The following is a 15179-nucleotide window of genomic DNA, read 5'->3' as shown; positions in this document are numbered from 1 at the left end:
TGAATTACGGCGAAGTGTAATCACTCACCAATCATAATGTTAAAACGTATTTTCAACATGTTCAGCAAAGGCTGGCGCTTTCATAAATCCGGTTACCCGAGACTGCGTTAGCTCATTACCGCTTTCATCGAAAAATAAAATAGTTGGCAGCCCAAGAATAGAAAATTCTTCCTGAAAGGCCGTATTATTGGCAGAGGTATCGGTTAAATCTATCTGCATCCACACGGTATTATTAAGCGCATTAATAACATTAGGATCAGGGAATGTGTATTTTTCAAACTCTTTACAGGCCGCACACCAATCGGCGTACAAGTCCACCATCACCGTTTTGCCTTGTGAATTGGCTGTCGCAATTTGTTGGCGTAAATCATCTAAATTCTCAACGACAATAAATGTTGGATGAGCCTGCTGGCTGTGCTGCGTGGCAGTGTCTTCAGATGAAGTAAGGGTGTTATAGGCTAGCAGCGCACTGGCGAACAAACCTGCCGCAATAACCAACGTTCGCACGTACTTCAAAATGCCTTTTTGGCTCGCTTCGTTTACCACAAAATAATAACCAAATGCCCCTAAACCTAGGGCTGCCCACAGCAAGTTAATGTATTCGCTAGACCATGCTTTGGGCCACAAACGCTCTACAAATACGATGGCCACCGACAGCATCATAAATCCAAATGATACTTTTACCACGTTCATCCATTGACCCGCTCTTGGTAGTAATTTAGAACCGGTGATCCCAAATATAACAAGAGGAACACCCATGCCAATACTCAACACATAAAGCGATATGAAGCCAAGAGTTAAGTCGCCGCTTTGTGCAATAAACAATAAAATGCCGGTTAATGGCGCCGTAGTGCATGGCGAGGCAATTAGCCCCGATAACGCACCCATAGCGAATACACCCGCCATGCTGCCAGGCGTTTGGTTGTTACTTAAATTAGTTAAGCGGGTTTGCCATTTTGCAGGAAGTTGAAGCTCGTATCGGCCAAACATGGCTAACGCCAGCAGAACAAAAATGCCAATAAAAATACCCAAAATAAGCGGATGTTGAAGAGCTGCCTGAAACTGCATACCCGCCGACGCCACAACTAAGCCTAATATAGAATAGGTAATGGCCATACCTTGAACATAAATAAACGTAAGCCAAAATGCGTTACTGGTTTTGGCTTTTTTACCCTGGCCAATCACAATACCAGACACGATGGGGTACATCGGAAATACGCAGGGCGTAAAGGCAAGGCCAATACCTAATACAAAAAATAGTACTAAGGTAAGGGCTAGGTTTTCTTTGTTAATAAGCTTATCGGCTAGCGAATATTGAGAGGCTTGTGGAGTGTTCTGTACGTCCTGAGAGCGGCTTTCAATATCCAACGTGGTTGAGTTAGTGCTGCCGATAGAAGCATCTGCAATGGCGGTTAAATACACCGTTTTAATATTCGGAGCATAACAAAGCCCCGCATCGGCGCAGCCTTGATAGCGTATTTTTACAATACCGTCGTCGGTGGCCTGAGTAATAGGAACGGTTAACGTGACTTCATCATAAAATACTTCCGACTCACCAAAGTATTCATCTTCAATGATAACACCTTCTGGATAATGCGGTTCGCCGATGGCGGCTTGCTTAGCCACTAACTTGAATTGCTTTTTATAAAGGTAATAGCCCTCGGCAATGGTAAAGGTAAGGCTTAGAGTGTCGTCAGCTTGATTAAAGTCGAAGGCAAAGGCTTGGTCTACGTTTAAAAATTCTTCTTGGTTACTGAACACATCATCAAACCCACCCAAGTTCTGACTTGAAGGTTGAGTTGAAGTCTGAGGTGACGACTGTGCTGTAGTTTGCGCATAGCTAGGCAGCGCAAGCGAGGCTAAAAGTAGGCAACATGCGACAAAAGAGAACAAACGGGTGATGTACTTCATATAACGACTTTCTTTATCCTAAAGCTGTTGGCCGGTAAAAAAACAAGACCGAGATGTATACGCTATTCTTTCACAAACCCAGTTTAACACAGCTACCGTCGGTCGCTTGAGTTTGCGACTTAACCCAAAGCGTTGCACCTTCGCTTGTTATTGTGGTCTTTACCCCAATACTATTCTATGACTAGATGAAAGAGGAAATGTTGTGCGGTTTTTATTTTTATTGTTTGCCATATTACCCATAGTAGAAATTGCCCTATTAGTTCAAGTGGGCGGGATAATTGGTGGCTGGAATACCATTGGGCTAGTGATATTAACGGCATTCATTGGTGCTTACTTTGTTAAGCGCGAAGGTATAGCAACGTTACAAACCGCACAGGCCAAAATGCAGCGTAACGAATTGCCAGGCAAAGAGATGGTAGAAGGCCTAATGCTGGTAGTGGCGGGTATTTTATTGGTTACCCCAGGCCTAATCACTGATGTTCTTGGATTTATGTTTGCCTTGCCAGGTTCACGCCACCTTATTGCTTCGCAGCTGAGTAAGCATATGAAACTGCGTGTGGTTACCCAAGCTGGCGGCTTTAATCAACAGGCTGGCGGCGCACAGTACAACCCGTTCGAAAACCCATTTAATCAGCAACAGTCTGGTCAACCAGGTAGTTCAGACAATGGCGATGTGTTTGAAGGTGAATTCTCAGACAAAACCCAAAATGATGCAGATAAACGCCTTAAGTAATGTGTGCTTTTGGCCTTGAGTGCAAGCTTTGAGCATTAAAATCAATTTTTTTACATTTTTTTGCTCAAAAACCCTTGAACTTGCATGGCTACTCCCCCATTTATCCTCGCAGACACGATTTTAACTGCTCGGTAACGAGCAACCCAAGCATACGACATACAAATCATTGTGTGTCGACAATCATTAACTTGAATAGTGAAATTTTCAGGAGACTTGAAAATGGCAATTCGTCCTTTACACGACCGCGTAATCCTTAAACGCGCAGAGCAAGAAAGCAAATCTGCAGGCGGTATCGTTCTGACTGGTTCAGCAGCAGAAAAATCTACACGTGGCGAGATCATCGCTGTAGGTAACGGCCGCATCCTAGAAAATGGCGATGTTAAAGCGCTAGACGTTAAAGTTGGCGACACCGTTATTTTTAGCGAAGGCTACGGCGTTAAAACTGAAAAGCTGGATGGTGAAGAAGTTCTGATCCTAAGCGAAAGCGACATTCTTGCGATTGTTGAGTAATTACAACTAACGTTAAACGAATTAAGAGAGGAATTTAATCATGGCAGCTAAAGAAGTACGTTTTGGTAACGACGCTCGTACAAAAATGCTTAAAGGCGTAAACACGCTCGCAAACGCAGTGAAAGTTACACTAGGTCCTAAAGGCCGTAACGTAGTACTAGATAAGTCTTTCGGCGCTCCTACCATCACTAAAGATGGTGTATCTGTAGCTAAAGAAATCGAACTTGAAGACAAGTTTGAGAACATGGGCGCGCAGATGGTTAAAGAAGTGGCGTCTAAAGCGAACGATGAAGCGGGTGACGGTACAACTACTGCAACTGTTTTAGCACAAGCTATTATCACAGAAGGTCACAAGTCTGTAGCAGCAGGCATGAACCCAATGGATCTTAAGCGCGGTATCGACAAAGCTGTTATTGCAGCGGTTGAAGAACTTAAAGCGCTTTCTACTGATTGTGCTGACAGCAAGTCAATTGCTCAGGTTGGTACTATCTCTGCTAACTCTGATTCAGAAGTTGGCGACATCATTGCTCAAGCAATGGAAAAAGTAGGTAAAGAAGGCGTCATTACCGTTGAAGAAGGTCAAGCACTTCAAAACGAACTAGACGTTGTTGAAGGTATGCAGTTTGACCGCGGTTACCTATCTCCTTACTTCATTAACAACCAAGAGAACGGTACTGTTGAACTAGACAGCCCTTTCATCCTATTGGTTGATAAGAAAATTTCTAACATCCGTGAGTTGCTTCCTACCCTTGAAGGCGTAGCGAAAGCAGGTAAGCCACTGATGATTATTGCTGAAGATGTTGAAGGCGAAGCCCTAGCTACATTAGTAGTAAACAACATGCGCGGTATTGTTAAAGTAGCTGCTGTTAAAGCACCAGGCTTTGGCGACCGTCGTAAAGCAATGCTTCAAGACATCGCTATCCTAACGGGTGGTACGGTTATCTCTGAAGAAATTGGTCTAGACCTAGAAAAAGTAGAGCTAGAAGACCTTGGTACTGCTAAGCGCGTAGTTATCAACAAAGACAATACCACTATTGTTGATGGTAACGGCGACGAAGAAGCAATTGAAGGCCGTTGTGCTCAAATTAAAGGTCAGATTGAAGACTCTTCTTCAGACTACGACAAAGAAAAACTTCAAGAGCGTTTAGCTAAGCTTTCTGGTGGTGTTGCAGTAATTAAAGTTGGTGCAGCTACCGAAGTAGAAATGAAAGAGAAGAAAGACCGTGTTGAAGATGCACTTCATGCAACTCGCGCCGCGGTTGAAGAAGGCGTAGTACCTGGTGGTGGTGTTGCGCTAGTTCGAGCAGCAGCTAAGCTTGCTAGCCTAACTGGCGAAAACGAAGACCAAACAGTAGGTATTAAGCTTGCACTACGTGCAATGGAAGCGCCTCTACGTCAAATCGCTAGCAACGCCGGTGCAGAAGCATCTGTTGTGGTTAACGAAGTGAAAAATGGCGACGGTAACTACGGTTACAATGCGGGTAACGACACGTATGGCGACATGCTAGAGATGGGTATTCTTGACCCAACTAAAGTAACGCGCTCTGCACTACAGTTCGCAGCATCAATCGCTTCACTTATGATCACGACTGAAGCCATGATTGCAGATGTACCTCAAGATGAAGCAGCACCTGCAATGCCTGATATGGGCGGAATGGGCGGCATGGGCGGCATGATGTAATCGTCCCAAGCTTAATCGCTTGAAGGGTGTTTGTTTAAGCACCTAGATATAAAAGAAACCCTCCATTTCGGAGGGTTTCTTGTTTATACGTAAAAAAAGCGAGTTAATTACTTACCCACTCACTCTATCGATAACTCTACTACGTCTCTTCTTGCTGCTCTCTATCATAACTTCCATAGCTGATACTGGTCTTTGTTTACATGCACTGCGTATCTAATATTTAATATATGCTTTATAACAAAAATCTTAAAACTTACTGTACGTTTGCTTAAGCACGATTACCTGCTATAAATTCGGTAGTATAACTCTGAAAAATAATCGTTCGCCGTTAGCGTACATATATGGAACAGTGACTTGCTTGCAGCGAGCACGTATAAAAAGAGCAGTTTGAACAATGGATGTGAAAAACAGTGGCATAAGGAAGGCGTTACCTGTATTGACGTTTACGTTTTTTGTTTTTGCGCTAATACTCGTCTGGTGTTTTTTTACACTCAATCACAGCAATTTCTTTCATCAATTAAATGTTCGGCATTTCAAATATACGTCTGAATTAAGTGATCAAATTTCTGTGCCCGCAGAACTCTTCTCAGAGCCAGACTCTGTTGAGTTAGATAATATTCGTCAAACCATTCTCAACATTCGTCAGCAACCTTTAAATTGCTTGTCGATGATTGGAAATACCGAACGTTTTATCATGAATATCATCGGTACTGAGTCGGTTATTGATATTTGTACTCGCGACGTTCAAAGTGCTAACAACTCATTGGCTGCGTTGGCTGGTTATGAAGCGGGTGATATTAGTCGAAAAACATTACAAGATCAGATAGTAAAATCGCTTAGGGAGTTTAGAACAAACTCTTCTGATTTTGAGATGCCTGTCGAAAAAACCGTAAATTTTGTAGCCAACATTACCCTTTCAATTATTATTTTATCATCAATAGTGGTGTTGTTATTCGCTGCATTTATTTCCCGCGCTGTATCTGCAGGTTTAACCAGCCGGGAAGAGGCAATGGATGCTCTGGCGCAAAGCGAAAAGCGTAATAAAGCGTTGGCGCATACCGATACCTTAACGGGGTTGCCGAATAGAAACTTACTTGAACACACCATCGATAAAGCCATTAATATGTCGGAGCGTAGTAACTTGCCCTTCGCAGTTATGTTTATCGATCTCGACCGCTTTAAAGATATAAACGATAGCTTAGGTCACGCGTTAGGCGACAAGCTTCTAGTCACTATGGCGCAGCGAATTTCTGATGCAATTCGCGCTACCGATGTGGTAGTTCGGTTCGGCGGTGATGAATTTGTGGCAGTTACTGATTGTTTTGAATCAATTGAAACCATTGATTTCATTGCTCATAGAATATTAGATGCTATCAGTAAGCCGGTGAAGCTTGCGAATAACGACTGCTATATCACTGCCAGTATAGGTGTAGCCTGTTACCCTCAAAACGGTTCTAATTCTTCATTGCTGCTAAAACATGCTGACACTGCAATGTACCAAGCTAAAAATGCGGGCAAAAACCAATATCAAGCATTTGATAAATTATCGGCCATTAAGCAAAACCGCAAACTAAAACTGGTTAATCAGCTGCATCATGCCATTGCCAACAATGAGTTCAGCTTGGTTTACCAGCCCATTGTTAGGCTTGTCGACGGGGTTACTGTAGGGAGTGAAGCGCTATTAAGATGGACAAACCCAGATAATGAAGCCATTGGTCCCGATGAGTTTATTCCTATTGCCGAGCATTCTGGGCAAATTATCGATATTGGGAATTGGGTATTACAACAAGCCTGTGAACAATGCAAAGCGTGGCACGAAGCAGGTGCTACGCATCATGCCATGGCAATAAATGTGTCTTCACATCAGCTTAAAGATCAGCATTTCGCGCAAAGACTCGAAGATATTCTGGCCCGCTTATCGTTGCCAGCAGAGTGTATACATGTAGAGGTAACCGAGAATATCGCCATTATGGAAGAGCAAGCCTGCGTAACATCGCTGTACAGGCTATCTGAGCTTGGTGTTCAGCTACTACTCGATGATTTTGGTACGGGCTACTCGTGCTTAAGCTATCTTAAAAATTTACCTTTTGATGTGTTAAAAATAGACAAAAGCTTTATGCCCGCGAATAACACGATTGCCACCACCATTATTGCAATGGGACATGAGCTTGATATGGAGGTGGTAGCCGAAGGTATCGAAACTGATATATGTTACGCAATGCTACAGAAGCTAAACTGCCAATATGGGCAGGGATATTTGTTCCAAAAGCCAGTGCCTGCTAGTGAGTTTGATATCTACAAGCATTATAAATGCAGCGATCCTGAAGCAGTTGAATAACGCGAATTAAGTGTTTTTAGTTAGTTGGTTTAGCTAAAAAGTTATCGTCTAAGCATCGCTGAACAAGAGGCTGCTTATTTACTAAGACACAAACCGGCGTATTTCATCCAATTTGGGCAGGTGTTGGCATCGTCGCAGCGCCATCTCACGCCGCTTAAATCATATTTATCTTTTAAAAGGTAAGGCTTAGATTCTAGGTTAATGGTCTCGATATATTGGTAGTTTTCCCAGCGAATGAAACAGGCATGTGAACCTGGGTTCACGGGGCGTATTCTTATTTCAATGCCGTTGGGGTTGGGGCGTGTGATTAAGCAGCTTGTTGCGCCGCACTTGTCAGCTTGCACGATTAAAGGCGCAAAAAACAAAGCGAAAAATAATAGGAAAACAATTAGGCGCATATACAGGTATATCGCAATACAATTTGTTGGCCCACAATGCCTCTCTTGCCTTAACGTAAGTAATACCCTTAATACAATTTTAGCGTGGTATTGGCAGTTTGCTTGCCCAATGAGGTTACATGGCAGCGTGAAGCGCGATTATTAATCTATAGAAGTATCTTTTTAGCTCGTGCAAACGCAAGGTAGCGAATGCGGTATACTTGCGCCGTATAGCAATTAAATAATAGGCATCTTCATGGCATCTGCATCCGCGTTACATATTCTGGTTAAAACTGAAAAAGAAGCTTTTGCGATATTAGAGCAGCTTAAAAAAGGTAAAGATTTTAGTACCTTAGCAAAGCGCCATTCTACTTGTCCTTCGGGGAAGAAAGGCGGCGATTTAGGTGAGTTCCGCCGTGGCCAAATGGTAAAAGCATTCGATGATGTGGTGTTTAAAAAAGAAGTGTTAAAGGTACACGGGCCAGTTAAAACCCGCTTTGGCTACCATTTAATAAAAACCCTTTATCGAAACTAGGCTTATAGCAATCAGGAGTATCGCAACTAAACCCAACTACTCACATCCTACGTTACGGCACCCAGCGCTCGCCGCAAACGCCATGTTTGGTATATATACGGTAAGGGCTGTTAGTGCTATGAATATCTTCACGTAACGCTTTGCCGTGGTCTACTTCAATAAATGGAGTGCTAGACGCTGTACCTTGGTTATCTAATACGTAGTAGCGTGAGGCATACTCTGTTAATTGCATCTTATTATTTTGAGCTACGTCGGTAAGGCGCACTCGGGTAACGGCTTTAAATCGAGTACTGGGGTCGGTAATTGAGAGCAGTTTTTTATAAAAATAGCCTTTGTCAGCTTGATGCTGAGAAAACGCATTAAGAATGTTAATTAGCGTTTTTAGTCCAATGGCTTCGCGCTGCAACATAAAATCGTGTTGAGTATACTTTGTGTTTTGCGCTACTTGGCCTGCGGTGTATACCTGCTCTTCTTCTAGCCCTGTCAGGTAGTCTTGGCCTTCTTCATTGTAGTTAATCAAGGCTGCGGTATTCATGTTTATCATGTAATCGCTGATGCCGGCGGGTAGCACCTCAAAAAGCATTACATCAGGGGTAGCAACACCGCGCTCTTCCGGGGTTTGTGGGCCTTTAGGTATGCAACTATCAGAAATGAAATAGTAGTAACGTCCAGCATTCATTGCATGCGCAGAAGGCTGGAACATTGCTAGGCTAACCATAGTTGCTAAACAAAAAAGAAAACACTTACTCATAACACAAATCCGCAACAGCTAGGCATCACACAAATCGCACTATGCAATACCGTAAAATAATGTGGCTATTGTAACCTGTAAGAGAGCACGGTCGATAGCGAACCTATTTTTATTTGGCGCCTTTCTCTATAGCTTGTATTTCACTCCATAAGGTTTCCGACTCTTCGGTTATTTTAGCGTAGCTTTTCATATCACCGTTGCGTTGTGCCAGCATGGCTTTTTCTAGTAAAGTATCGTACTGCTTTCGCATCTTCTTAGTTGGACTCGATTTAAACATGCCGAACATAGGAGCTTCTCTTTATAAACGAATAGGGTTGTTACATTAGCTGAGTGTAGCGCGATCACGTGGCATGTTTTAAATATTTGTAATGAAAATCTAGCTCCACTGCCTACTAATACTAAATTCAATACTTGTTAATTCATAAAATTAATACTCTAGCCAAACTGTATTAATTCCCGCTATGCCAATCCTATATAAATTCTAGTTATGACTCGTAGCTAAATAATACTAGTTGAGTATGTGCAAATGCCGTAAGTTCCTTTGCTGAGTCATAAAAGTGGCCATCGATTGATGCAACATTTATGGCTTTTTAGAATAATGTTTTAGCGTAAATGAGGGATGAAAATAGTTTTGATTTCCAAAAGGCATGTTAAGCATAAGTGAATAAAATGGCTTGTTCATCTATAAAGGATGTCATTCTCGTGGAGCCTGGACGTGAGGAGAAGCGTGTGAAAATCATAGTATTAAACGAATCGAAAATACCGATGCCACTATCAAATGTGGAGAAGCGCTGTGCAGTAACCCCATCAAGCGTGCAACGCTTGGTTAAAAAAGGGGCTGAGCTTCACATAGAAAGTGGGGCGGGTTTATTATCGGGATATGCCGATAAAGAATATGTGGATGTAGGTGGAATTATTATTGATGATGTGAATAGTGCATTATCAACAGCCGATATGCTTGTAAGCGTAAACAAGCCGGCTGGATCCCAACTGTCGGTGATGAAAAAAGGGGCCATTGTGGTTGGCCATCTTGACCCTTTCTTTGAGCAACCGCTGGTTGAGTCAATAGCAAACAAAGGCTTAACGGCTATTTCAGTTGAAATGATCCCTCGCTCATCTCGAGCCCAAAAAATGGACGCGCTAAGTTCACAAGCGAGCCTTGCTGGTTATGTGATGGTGATGCAAGCGGCGAACTACCTACCTTCTATATTACCTATGATGATGACGCCGTCGGGCACAATAAAGCCCGCTAAGGTGTTTATTATTGGTGCCGGTGTGGCTGGCTTGCAAGCCATAGCGACTGCAAAACGCTTAGGCGCAAATGTGTTGGCTTACGACACTCGCCCAGTGGTAGCAGAACAAGTGGAATCTTTGGGCGGCAAGTTTCTTAAAATTGATATTGGTGAAACCGGTCAAACTAAAGACGGCTACGCCAAAGAACTCACCGATGAACAAAAAGCCAAGCAGCAAGACGCGCAGCGTGATGCTATTGCTGATTCAGATATTGTTATTACCACGGCACAGCTATTTGGTCGTAAACCACCGGTGTTAATTAGCAAAGATACCTTGGCACTAATGAAGCCAGGTAGTGTGGTAGTTGATATGGCGGCCCAATCTGGCGGTAACGTTGAAGGTTCGGTGGCGGGTGAAGTAGCAAAAGTGAATGGCGTAACAGTGATAGGCACAGGTAACTGGAGCCAAGCGGTTGCCCGCGCAGCCACCGATATGTACGCGAACAATATTTATAACTTAGTAGATGAATTTTACAACACCGAAAGCAACACTTTTGGTTTGAATTTAGAAGACGATATTTTAAAAGGCTGTGTTATTGCTCATGACGGCGCAATTACCAACGAAATGTTAACCAACGCCTACAAAGGAGCGTAATCATGGAGATTATCTATTTACTGTTTATTGTGCTGCTTGCTGGTTTTCTAGGGTTTGAGTTAATTCGCAAAGTACCAGCGACTTTACACACGCCATTAATGTCGGGCTCTAATGCTATTTCAGGTATTACGTTAGTGGGCGCATTGGCCGCGTCTGGTGGCGACAACAATGTGTTGACCACAGTATTAGGCACCGCAGCTGTGGCGCTTGCCAGCATAAACGTTGTAGGTGGTTACTTGGTAACCGATCGCATGCTTAGCATGTTCAAAAAGAAAGATAAAAAATAAGGAGTATGCAAGTGAATGATATCCAAACCATAATCAATCTTGCGTACGTTGTAGCCGCAGCGTTATTTATTTTAGGTCTAAAATTACTTAGCCATCCAGATACAGCAAAACGAGGTAACTTTGTTTCTGCTGTAGGTATGTTGATTGCCGTGGTAGTGACATTGCTCGACCAGCAAATTATCACTTACCAATGGATTATATTAGGCGTTGTGATTGGTGGTGCCTTTGGTGCTTGGAAGGCCAAGTCGGTTGAAATGACAGCCATGCCAGAAATGGTCTCGTTGTTTAACGGATTTGGTGGTGCAGCCTCATTATTGCTTGGTTGGGCTACGTTGTCTGGCATGAGCATGGTTGCACTTCAAACCGCTACTGCTTTTACGTACATTACCTTGTTCTTCACTATTTTAGTGGGGGGCGTTACTTTCTCTGGCTCCGTGGTAGCGTGGGGTAAGTTGTCAGGCAAAATGTCATCTAAAGCCGTTATTTTCACCGGTCTTCGCGAGCTTAGCGTACTGCATCTTATTGCTATGCTGGTTGTAGGGTACTTTTTTACCACAGAACCTCAAAATACCCTGTGGCTGTATTGCGCTATTGCGCTGGCGCTAAGCTTCGGCCTGTGGGCAACTATCTCTATTGGTGGCGCTGACATGCCAGTGGTTATTGCCTTATTGAATAGTTATTCAGGGGTAGCAGCTACGGCGGCAGGCTTAGCAACCGGCAACACGATTTTGATTGTTACTGGTCTATTGGTGGGCGCATCAGGCCTTATTCTCACTAACATAATGTGTAAGGCGATGAACCGCTCGTTAATGAACGTGTTGTTATCTGGGTTTTCGAAGCCTGTAGAAGCGGGTGAAAAAATTGAAGGCGAAATTAAGATTTTGTCTGCCCAAGATGCATTTTATGTATTAGAAGCGGCACAGTCAGTATTGGTTGTTCCAGGTTACGGTATGGCGGTAGCGCAAGCACAGCATGCAGTTCGTGAAATGCAGTCATTATTGGAAGAGAACGGATGCACGGTAGATTACGCCATTCACGCGGTAGCAGGGCGTATGCCGGGCCACATGAATGTTCTACTCGCCGAAGCCGATGTTCCGTATGACCAATTGTACGAAATGGATGACGTTAATCCGCGTATGGAAAACTACGACGTGGTTATTGTTATTGGGGCTAACGATGTGGTTAACCCTGCCGCGAAAGAAATGAAAGGTAGCCCCATTTACGGTATGCCGGTTATTGAAGCGTATCGGGCTAAAACCGTGTTTGTGCTTAAGCGTTCTGCAAATGCTGGTTTTGCTGGTGTAGATAACCCGCTCTTCTTTAAAGATAATACCCGTATGGTATTGGGCGATGCAAAAGAAACCATTAACAGCATCGTGAGAGAGTTTGGTGACGATTAAGGTATAAAATATCAGTGGCAGGTATGAAAATGCCTGCTACTGTTTATGCTCTCAGTGATAGATGCTACATATAAGCTTTTGTTTCTTTTTTATTTAGTTTATTTTTTTCCACTAAATTTACCTGCCAGTAAGCACCATTTTTTTCAGCGAAAAAGATGAGACATTTCTTGTACAACGACAATAATCACCTTTACCATTGCACATGCTACTTTAGTCGAGCTATTGAAAGGGATTGCAGTTAGTCAGATGTCAAAACAGCATTATCACATTGAAGTGTTTCAAGATCTTATTTTGGTAACACTGCGCGGGCGTTGGGATATGAATACCAACATTCAATATCTAGCAGCTTTTGGTGACACACTTAAAGCGAGGCGAGGAAAAGCCTTTCATATCATCGTAGATATGCGTACGTGGGAAGTGCCTAATTCAGTGTCTTTTGCGAAAATGAAAGCACCCATACAATTAGATAGGCGCAATCAACTTAGTGAAACATGGCTTGAAGATGGCGAAACGGTAGCCGACCACATAGCCGCAAAATTCTTTAATGAGCAAAACTTCACATTGCACCGTACCAAAGACCATGATTCGTTTATGTCACGGGTAGACTTGGTGTTTGATATTGAAACTAAGGCCTATGTTCAGGATTGGGTTGCGGCGAGTGCTGTCGATAAACAAAATTAGTCGAGACAATCGATATTTTACGTAGCGCCACACTATACGTTGTCTATAATACCGCCCTATTTCGCATTAATTTCTGAACCACAGCGTTCAGCATAGTTTTAAAAAGGTGACTACATTGTCAGATTGGAGCATTGAAGAAGCAGAGCGCGTCTATGGCGTGTCTCAATGGGGTGGCGGCTATTTTCAAGTTGGTGAAAATGGTAACGTGCATGTGACTCCAGTTCCTGATGATCCCAGTATTCGTATCGATTTTAAATCGGTTGTCGAAGAGATTCGAAAAGAAGGGGTTCAATTCCCTGTAGTGGTTCGTTTTCACGATATTCTGCGCTCTCAAGTCGCTAGTTTGAACAAAGCATTTCGCAGCTCTATTGAAGAAGCTGAATACAAAGGCCTTTACCAAGGTGTGTATCCGGTAAAAGTAAACCAGATGCGTGAAGTGGTAGAAGAAATTGTAGAGGCAGGTGCACCTTTTAACTATGGTTTAGAAGCGGGCTCAAAAGCTGAACTGCTTACCGTACTGGCCATGAACACCAACGAAGATTCTCTGACCATCCTAAACGGTTATAAAGACGACGAGTTTATGCGCCTAGCATTATTAGGTCGAAAGCTTGGTCGCAAAATAGTAGTGGTGGTTGAAAAGTACAGTGAGCTACTGCTGTTGGTAAAAGTGTCTAAAGAACTGAAAATAGACCCTATTATCGGCGTGCGCGCTAAAATGACGGTAAAAGGCCGTGGTAAATGGGAAAGCTCTGGTGGCGAACGAGCCAAATTTGGGCTCACCATTACGGAAATTATTAAAACTGCCCGTTATCTTGAAGAACAAGGCATGTCTCATTGCCTTAAGCTACTGCATTTCCACATTGGTAGTCAGCTAACCGATATTCGTGCGGTAAAAGAAGCGATGACCGAAGGCGCGCGTATTTATGCCGATTTACATAAAATGGGCTTCCCGCTAGATTATGTTGATGTAGGTGGCGGCTTAGGTATTGATTACGATGGTAGCAATTCTACTAACGAGTCTTCACGCAACTACAGCATGCAAGAATACGTCGCCGACGTGGTTTACGGCATGAAAGAGATGTGCGACCTAGAAGGCGTTCCGCATCCTAATTTAGTGAGTGAAAGTGGCCGAGCTATTACCGCACACCACAGTTGTGTAGTGACAGAAATTGTAGGCGAAATTAAGTCGAATGCGGCACAAATCGATACATCTGAAAATGAAAACGAACATGTATTTCTAAAAAATATGCGTGAGTTGTCAGACGATTTCGAAAATCAAACCAATATGCACGAAGTGTATAACGATGCATCGCAATATAAAGAACAGGCGCTCGGTGCTTTTAAGTTGCGCGTATTGTCATTGGAAGAATTGGCAAAAATTGAAACCCTTTACTGGGATATCATGGCGCGTTTGCAAGTATGGTATCGCAAAGAAGAATATGTACCGGAAGAACTGCAAGAATTAGATTACAGCTTGTCGTCGCAATACTTGTGTAACTTCTCGGTATTTCAGTCTGCCGCTGATACATGGGCTATCGACCAATTACTTCCAGTAGTGCCACTTACGCGAATGAACGAAAAGCCTACGGTAAACTGCTCATTGGTAGATATTACTTGTGACAGTGACGGTAAGATTGACCAGTTTTCGATTGGCCGTGAAATTACCGATGTATTGCCGATGCACCCACTTAAGAAAGATGAGCCTTATTACATCGGTTTGTTTTTAACTGGCGCGTATCAGGATGTAATGGGCGACATGCACAACTTGTTTGGTCGTTTGAATGAAGTTCATATCTTTAGTTACGATGACGATCCAGAAGACTTTTACATTGAAGAAGTGGTAAAAGGTTCTTCAGTGGAAGACGTGCTAAATATTATGCAATACAACCCACGTGCGATGGCATCTGATGTGAAACGTCTTATCGACAGACAAGTGTCAGGTGGAAAAATTAACCCGAAAGAAGGTGTGCGCTGGACTGATTTTTACGAAAATTGTTTAAGCGGCTATACCTATTTAAAGCCGTAACTTAGGCGCTTTAACGTAAACCTTACGCATGATGGCGCTTTTAACCCGTAATAGAAAATGGG

General features: G+C 43.1%; 14 protein-coding genes. 10 read left to right on the top strand and 4 right to left on the bottom strand.

Annotated features, from left to right (window positions below):
• Positions 1–39: 39 nt before the first annotated feature.
• Positions 40–1911 carry a protein-disulfide reductase DsbD gene (locus tag AVL57_RS18915; RefSeq protein WP_057795345.1) on the bottom strand — a complete coding sequence of 624 codons (1872 nt, stop codon included), beginning with the start codon at positions 1909–1911 and terminating at the stop codon, positions 40–42.
• A gap of 202 nt (positions 1912–2113) precedes the next feature.
• Between AVL57_RS18915 and AVL57_RS18910 the strand changes: the two genes are divergently transcribed.
• The 4 genes from AVL57_RS18910 (at position 2114) to AVL57_RS18895 (ending at position 7173) form a co-directional block, all read left to right on the top strand.
• Complete coding sequence (locus tag AVL57_RS18910; RefSeq protein WP_057795352.1) at positions 2114–2644, top strand: FxsA family protein; 531 nt, start codon at positions 2114–2116, stop codon at positions 2642–2644.
• A gap of 219 nt (positions 2645–2863) precedes the next feature.
• The gene (locus AVL57_RS18905; protein ID WP_013786601.1) at positions 2864–3154 is read left to right on the top strand and encodes a co-chaperone GroES; all 291 of its coding nucleotides are present in this window, start codon (positions 2864–2866) and stop codon (positions 3152–3154) included.
• Between the two features lie 40 nt (positions 3155–3194).
• Entirely contained in the window at positions 3195–4835 is a 1641-nt protein-coding gene (groL, locus tag AVL57_RS18900) for a chaperonin GroEL (RefSeq protein WP_057795355.1), read from the top strand.
• 568 nt (positions 4836–5403) lie between these two features.
• A complete protein-coding gene (locus tag AVL57_RS18895) occupies positions 5404–7173 on the top strand; it encodes a putative bifunctional diguanylate cyclase/phosphodiesterase (RefSeq protein ID WP_158443237.1) in 1770 nt (589 codons plus the stop codon).
• A gap of 74 nt (positions 7174–7247) precedes the next feature.
• Here the strand turns inward: AVL57_RS18895 and AVL57_RS21230 are convergent, their stop codons facing one another.
• Positions 7248–7436 carry a hypothetical protein gene (locus AVL57_RS21230; RefSeq protein WP_138118175.1) on the bottom strand — a complete coding sequence of 63 codons (189 nt, stop codon included), beginning with the start codon at positions 7434–7436 and terminating at the stop codon, positions 7248–7250.
• Positions 7437–7806: 370 nt separating this feature from the next.
• On the opposite strand from AVL57_RS21230, the gene ppiC reads away from it, so the two are divergent.
• Complete coding sequence (ppiC, locus tag AVL57_RS18885; RefSeq protein WP_013786522.1) at positions 7807–8085, top strand: peptidylprolyl isomerase PpiC; 279 nt, start codon at positions 7807–7809, stop codon at positions 8083–8085.
• Positions 8086–8137: 52 nt separating this feature from the next.
• Here the strand turns inward: ppiC and AVL57_RS18880 are convergent, their stop codons facing one another.
• Positions 8138–8836, bottom strand: coding sequence for a hypothetical protein (locus AVL57_RS18880; RefSeq protein ID WP_057795361.1), 699 nt, complete (start codon positions 8834–8836; stop codon positions 8138–8140).
• A gap of 109 nt (positions 8837–8945) precedes the next feature.
• On the bottom strand, positions 8946–9122 hold the full coding sequence (locus tag AVL57_RS21225) for a DUF6435 family protein (protein WP_138118173.1): 177 nt from the start codon (positions 9120–9122) through the stop codon (positions 8946–8948).
• A gap of 443 nt (positions 9123–9565) precedes the next feature.
• On the opposite strand from AVL57_RS21225, the gene AVL57_RS18875 reads away from it, so the two are divergent.
• The 5 genes from AVL57_RS18875 to speA all read left to right on the top strand — a co-directional run bounded on the left by AVL57_RS18875 (position 9566) and on the right by speA (position 15117).
• Positions 9566–10723, top strand: a complete 1158-nt coding sequence (locus AVL57_RS18875; RefSeq protein WP_057795363.1) for an NAD(P) transhydrogenase subunit alpha — start codon at positions 9566–9568, stop codon at positions 10721–10723.
• Between the two features lie 2 nt (positions 10724–10725).
• Positions 10726–11010: an NAD(P) transhydrogenase subunit alpha part 2 gene (locus AVL57_RS18870; protein ID WP_013786518.1), complete on the top strand. Its 285-nt coding sequence runs from the start codon at positions 10726–10728 to the stop codon at positions 11008–11010.
• 11 nt (positions 11011–11021) lie between these two features.
• On the top strand, positions 11022–12410 hold the full coding sequence (locus tag AVL57_RS18865) for an NAD(P)(+) transhydrogenase (Re/Si-specific) subunit beta (RefSeq protein ID WP_082605075.1): 1389 nt from the start codon (positions 11022–11024) through the stop codon (positions 12408–12410).
• A 246-nt stretch (positions 12411–12656) separates the two neighbouring features.
• The gene (locus tag AVL57_RS18860; RefSeq protein ID WP_057795366.1) at positions 12657–13091 is read left to right on the top strand and encodes a hypothetical protein; all 435 of its coding nucleotides are present in this window, start codon (positions 12657–12659) and stop codon (positions 13089–13091) included.
• A 115-nt stretch (positions 13092–13206) separates the two neighbouring features.
• The gene (gene speA, locus AVL57_RS18855; protein ID WP_057795368.1) at positions 13207–15117 is read left to right on the top strand and encodes a biosynthetic arginine decarboxylase; all 1911 of its coding nucleotides are present in this window, start codon (positions 13207–13209) and stop codon (positions 15115–15117) included.
• Positions 15118–15179: the final 62 nt, after the last annotated feature.

The sequence above is a fragment of the Alteromonas stellipolaris genome (genome assembly GCF_001562115.1).
GTDB classification, from domain to species: domain Bacteria; phylum Pseudomonadota; class Gammaproteobacteria; order Enterobacterales; family Alteromonadaceae; genus Alteromonas; species Alteromonas stellipolaris.
Note: the sequence above shows the minus strand (reverse complement) of the source record. Positions and strands in the feature narration are given on the sequence as shown.

What these genes read in the sequence shown, in the direction of transcription:
- AVL57_RS18915 (WP_057795345.1), bottom strand. Translation starts at nt 1,911, where the DNA reads ATGAAGTACATCACCCGTTTGTTCTCTTTTGTCGCATGTTGCCTACTT.
- AVL57_RS18905 (WP_013786601.1), top strand. Translation starts at nt 2,864, where the DNA reads ATGGCAATTCGTCCTTTACACGACCGCGTAATCCTTAAACGCGCAGAG.
- groL (WP_057795355.1), top strand. Translation starts at nt 3,195, where the DNA reads ATGGCAGCTAAAGAAGTACGTTTTGGTAACGACGCTCGTACAAAAATG.
- ppiC (WP_013786522.1), top strand. Translation starts at nt 7,807, where the DNA reads ATGGCATCTGCATCCGCGTTACATATTCTGGTTAAAACTGAAAAAGAA.
- AVL57_RS18880 (WP_057795361.1), bottom strand. Translation starts at nt 8,836, where the DNA reads ATGAGTAAGTGTTTTCTTTTTTGTTTAGCAACTATGGTTAGCCTAGCA.
- AVL57_RS21225 (WP_138118173.1), bottom strand. Translation starts at nt 9,122, where the DNA reads ATGTTCGGCATGTTTAAATCGAGTCCAACTAAGAAGATGCGAAAGCAG.
- AVL57_RS18870 (WP_013786518.1), top strand. Translation starts at nt 10,726, where the DNA reads ATGGAGATTATCTATTTACTGTTTATTGTGCTGCTTGCTGGTTTTCTA.
- AVL57_RS18860 (WP_057795366.1), top strand. Translation starts at nt 12,657, where the DNA reads ATGTCAAAACAGCATTATCACATTGAAGTGTTTCAAGATCTTATTTTG.